The organism is Synechococcus lacustris str. Tous (assembly GCF_003011125.1).
GTDB lineage: Bacteria > Cyanobacteriota > Cyanobacteriia > PCC-6307 > Cyanobiaceae > Synechococcus_D > Synechococcus_D lacustris.
Map to the genome: position 1 here is coordinate 1 of NZ_PXVC01000213.1, position 1,104 is coordinate 1,104.

2 protein-coding genes are annotated in these 1,104 nt (G+C 53.5%); one reads left to right on the forward strand and one right to left on the reverse strand.

Features of this window, described 5'->3' with window-relative positions:
- Positions 1–290: 290 nt before the first annotated feature.
- A complete protein-coding gene (locus tag C7K08_RS14405) occupies positions 291–515 on the reverse strand; it encodes a type II toxin-antitoxin system HicB family antitoxin (RefSeq protein WP_106501168.1) in 225 nt (74 codons plus the stop codon).
- A 165-nt stretch (positions 516–680) separates the two neighbouring features.
- On the opposite strand from C7K08_RS14405, the gene C7K08_RS15740 reads away from it, so the two are divergent.
- Complete coding sequence (locus tag C7K08_RS15740) at positions 681–836, forward strand: hypothetical protein (protein WP_161955952.1); 156 nt, start codon at positions 681–683, stop codon at positions 834–836.
- Positions 837–1,104: the final 268 nt, after the last annotated feature.

Here is a 1,104-nt window from a genome sequence, read left to right on the forward strand (position 1 = left end):
TAGCCCTTGAAAATTAAGTAATTGTTTTACAGCTAGCCAGACTCATCCGTTTGCGAATTTCACCACGAAATTTGGCGTCTTAAATCGGTCTCATTGTTCATCGGTTGCACCCCCTGGTGGTTTCTTTGATACGAGCGGACTTCTTTGCTGATGCAGGGGGGGTGCCGGTTTCTGAGGAGCAACGGACCCTCATGACGCGGGGGCTCTTTCAAAGGTTCTGGATGAAGGTTTCGGCATCCACGCCGGCCTGGCGCAGCACGCTGGCAAGGGTGCCGACGGCTAGATCCCGGCTATGCAGGGGAACTACACAAATCAATGGTGGTGAACAGCCTGGGCACCGGCACGGGTTGTGGACACTCCTCAAGGAACAGTTCAGTGGCCTCCCGTAAGTTGGCCAGGGCTTCTTCCACAGTGTCGCCTTGGCTCACGGTGCCCACTTCCGGGCACTCGGCTACGTAAACCTSCTCCTCGCGGTGAAGGATCGCCGTGAGTCGTTGRGCGGTAGCTGTGCTCATCGGMGTTGAACRGTATGCCTCCATTCTGGTGCTTCTGGGCAAGACCAGTCGGCAGCCTGGCAGAAGGGGAATCAGAGCGGTTCAGTGCCTTCACTGAGGATCGACAGATTGAGCCTCCCCCGTTTTCAATGAAAGTGTTTAGAGAGTTGCTTTTACACTGACCCCATGAAAACCAATGCAATGAATGGCCCGTCTACGCCACGCCATTACAGCGATGAACAAAAAGTAGAAGCTAAAGATAACGCCTTTTGGAAGCGTTTTATGCCTCCGCAACCAAGGTTACTGGGAGGTTTGTTTGTTGGGTTGCTAATGGTTAATTAATCCAAACCAAATCAGGTTGTTTCCAGCAACTAATTGATCTGCTCCAGCGTTTTGGATTCGCAATGCGGTGCTTCTGAATGGCGGAGTGGGGTACTCAGGCCGGTTTGAACCTTTGCTGGCAGAGGTGGAAGGCAAGCCAGACTTGCGAAACTTGGCTTATCCAGGTTGAACAGATGGAGATTGGTCTATGACCATGGCTCTCGCTCCCAACCAGCTCGCCGCAATCGCCGCTGCATGCAGTCAGCACCATGTGGCACTCCTGCATGCC

What these genes read in the sequence shown, in the direction of transcription:
- C7K08_RS15740 (WP_161955952.1), top strand. Translation starts at nt 681, where the DNA reads ATGAAAACCAATGCAATGAATGGCCCGTCTACGCCACGCCATTACAGC.